General features: G+C 63.8%; 5 protein-coding genes and 1 pseudogene. 5 read left to right on the top strand and 1 reads right to left on the bottom strand.

The genetic code is table 11. The features are described 5' to 3' along the window. From AC5Y4D_RS27205 to AC5Y4D_RS27220, 4 genes and pseudogenes are all read left to right on the top strand, one after another. Positions 1-478, top strand: a 478-nt coding sequence (locus AC5Y4D_RS27205; protein WP_500038759.1) for a Mu transposase C-terminal domain-containing protein, incomplete at its 5' end; no start/stop codon positions are given. 7 nt (positions 479-485) lie between these two features. Beyond that, the gene (locus AC5Y4D_RS27210; protein WP_055576339.1) at positions 486-1346 is read left to right on the top strand and encodes an AAA family ATPase; all 861 of its coding nucleotides are present in this window, start codon (positions 486-488) and stop codon (positions 1344-1346) included. A 329-nt stretch (positions 1347-1675) separates the two neighbouring features. Continuing rightward, positions 1676-1867, top strand: coding sequence for a recombinase family protein (locus tag AC5Y4D_RS27215; protein WP_500038760.1), 192 nt, complete (start codon positions 1676-1678; stop codon positions 1865-1867). Continuing rightward, a pseudogene (locus tag AC5Y4D_RS27220) lies at positions 1860-2210 on the top strand (transposase); the annotation flags it as partial. The gene AC5Y4D_RS27215 and the pseudogene AC5Y4D_RS27220, both read left to right, overlap by 8 nt. A 22-nt stretch (positions 2211-2232) precedes the next feature. On the opposite strand, the gene AC5Y4D_RS27225 reads toward AC5Y4D_RS27220, so the two are convergent. Next, complete coding sequence (locus tag AC5Y4D_RS27225) at positions 2233-2631, bottom strand: recombinase family protein (RefSeq protein ID WP_500038761.1); 399 nt, start codon at positions 2629-2631, stop codon at positions 2233-2235. 73 nt (positions 2632-2704) lie between these two features. On the opposite strand from AC5Y4D_RS27225, the gene AC5Y4D_RS27230 reads away from it, so the two are divergent. Continuing rightward, positions 2705-2848, top strand: coding sequence for a hypothetical protein (locus tag AC5Y4D_RS27230; RefSeq protein ID WP_500038762.1), 144 nt, complete (start codon positions 2705-2707; stop codon positions 2846-2848). Positions 2849-3016 lie beyond the last annotated feature (168 nt).

The raw sequence follows: 3016 nt of genomic DNA on the forward strand, positions 1-3016 counted from the left end.
GGGCGGCGGGTTCTTGCCCAGGATGCCCGACTCGTTGGAGCAACTCGACCTGCTGCTGCTCACCGTGGCCCAGCCCCGCAAGATCCACCCCGATGGAGTGCACTTCCAAGGACTGCGCTACCTAGACCCGGTGCTGGCCGCCTACGTCGGCGAACAGGTCACCATCCGCTACGACCCGCGCGACCTGGCAGAGATCCGCATCTTCCACGACGACAAGTTCGTCTGCCGGGCGATTTGCCCCGAGCTGGCCGGCACCACCGTCGCGCTCAAGGAAATAACCGCCGCCCGCAATGCCCGCCGCCGCGAACTACGCCAAGGCCTTCGTGATCGCGCCAAGGTTGTCGACCAGCTCATCGCCGTTCATCAGCCCGACTGCAACTACCCGCTGCCTGGGATGGCCGTAGCGGCTAGTGGGCCAGCCGACCTCGACCAGGATTCGGCGCCCAAACATGCGCTCAAGCTTTACCGAGAGGACTGACCACGTCATGGCCGACATCCAGGACCAGGACACCCAACACACCGCTGCCCCCTCATCCGAGCAGTCAACTACCACAACGAAATTCGTTGTCACCAAGCAGCATCGCCGCTTCGTTGAATTCTGCGATGCCGTGCGCCGCGACCGCTACATCGGCCTATGCCACGGCGCACCCGGTGTCGGCAAAACGCTGTCGGCTCGCCACTACAGCTCATGGGACACCGTCAGACCGATCGTCGAGCACTTCCGCTTCTACGAGACCGTCGCACCCGAACCTGCTCTCGCCGTGCGCACCGTCTTCTACACCCCCAAGGTGCACAACACACCCCTCATCGTCGAGAAAGAGGTCCGATACCTGCACACCCGGCTCAGCTGGGCCATTGAGACCACGCTGAACCCCGACCGCGGCTCCGAGCACCTCGTTGAACCTGACGGGGCGTATACCGAACTGGTCATCGTCGACGAAGCCGACCGGCTGAAAAACCCCGCCCTAGAAGCGCTACGCGACCACCACGACCGCACCGGCGCCGGCCTGATCCTCATCGGCATGCCCGGCATTGAACGCCGACTGGCCCGCTACCCGCAGCTCTACAGCCGCGTCGGATTCCTGCACCACTACCAACCCCTGTCCAGCGACGAACAAACCTTCGTACTGTCGCGTCAGTGGCCCGACCTCGGCCTCGACAACCCCGAAGACTTCACCACCCGCGAGGCCCGCGCCGCGATCATCCGCATCACCAGCGGCAATTTCAGGCTCACCACCCGGCTGATGGCGCAGATCCATCGCATCATGGACATCAACCAGCTCAACACGGTCACAAGCGAAGTCGTCGACGCCGCCCGCGAATCCCTCGTCATCGGGATCATGTAACGCCATCTATCGCTGAAGATTCACCGCCACTTACCTCTGAAGATCACACCCGCGCGTACCCAAGGATCGCTGTCATGCCACCACCGTCTCATCAACCTCCGACATTGAAGATCTGAGACACGCAGTGTGAGACAAGACCTCCGATCAGGTTAAGAGTCAAGGGGTGAGCCAACTTTGTTGGTGGTCTATCGCAAAGGACCGATTGCGATAGACCACCGCCGTCGTGAATCCGTGGCCGATCTTCGCACGTGGGCAGGCTATCGAAACCCATATCGAAAACACCCTCACACAACGCCTCGCGCGGTACGGGATTCGATAGAGTCCGGCCGGTGGCCAAGATCGGATATGCGCGGGTATCGACGGCAGACCAGAACCCGCAGCTGCAACTCGACGCCCTCGACGGGGCCGGCTGCCTGAAGATGTACGTCGACCACGCCAGCGGAACTAAGGCTGATCGCCCGCAGTGGAATGCCTGCCTGGCCGACCTACGCGCCAGGGACACCCTGGTCATCTGGGGATGATCGTGCACGTTTTGCCGATGCCCGAGCGTTGAAGGCGTACGCCGGATCAGCTCCAGTCACGCGCGCCTCCGGACGCTCAACGTCGATCACGGTGCGCCGCATCAAAAACGACCGGCTCGCCAACACCGGGTGGGTGTGGGCGTTCGCGGCGGCCAAACATTGCGAGCCCGCTGGCCTGCACTACCGCAGACGGCGCGACCACGGTGACCGACATGCTGCTGCCAACCGCCATCTGTTCAATAAGCTGCTGGGTCAGCTCTACCACTGCCTGCAAGAGCAACAACTGTTCGACCAGTCCAAGGCGTTCCCGCCGACAACCGCCGCGATCGAGGACGCCGCCTGATTAAAGCTATTGCGCCGCAGGGCTATTGCGCCGCATGCGAATGAGACTGGTCGGTGCGGATGTGCCGGTAGATCGTCATGGGCGTGACCGAGCATGACGCGGCGATCTCGGCCATGACGAACTGGCCTGAGTCATACATCCGCTGAGCCTTGTCGATCAGGGCCGGCGTCATCTTCGGAGTGCGCCCACCCCGGCGCCCGCGGGCACGGGCGGCGGCCAGACCGGCCTGGGTTCTTTCGCGGATGAGAGCGGCTTCGTATTCGGCCATGACGGCGAACATGCCGAACACCAGGGCGCCGTGGGCGGTAGTGGTGTCGACCAGTCCGTTGCACAGGGACTGGACCCCCACGCCGCGGGCCTGCAGCGTGGTGACGATGTCGACGAGGTCGCGCAGGTTGCGCCCGAGCCGGTCGACACCCACCAATCTCGGCCAGTAGTCGCGCCCCCGTGGAGTCAGCCAGGCCGGGAAAACTGGTGATGATCGCGTAATCGGGATGGCGTTGGAAGGCCTCGGCAGCGGCGTCACCAAGGTCCTCGACGTTCGAGCAAGCGGCGTTCAGCGCTGCCAGCAGCGCCAGCACGTGACGGCCCATCGCGGCCTCGACCAGCTCCAGCTGGTGCAGCTGAGCCACTCGTAATGCGATCTTCAGCTCCGCTGCGGTGACCTCGATGTTGCGGCTACGACCGGCCCGCCGCAACGCCGCAACAATCCTGCTGATCGACAGCTTGGCCGCAGCCGAAGGCGTGGGCGCGATCGCAAGTATCGCCCGAGCCTCAGGACTGCTGATCCCCAACGCGAACCGTTT

This window comes from Mycobacterium sp. NGS67, from assembly GCF_059812185.1.

Coding starts and splice junctions, on each gene's coding strand:
- AC5Y4D_RS27230 (WP_500038762.1), top strand. CDS start 2,705: ATGGCGTTGGAAGGCCTCGGCAGCGGCGTCACCAAGGTCCTCGACGTT.
- AC5Y4D_RS27210 (WP_055576339.1), top strand. CDS start 486: ATGGCCGACATCCAGGACCAGGACACCCAACACACCGCTGCCCCCTCA.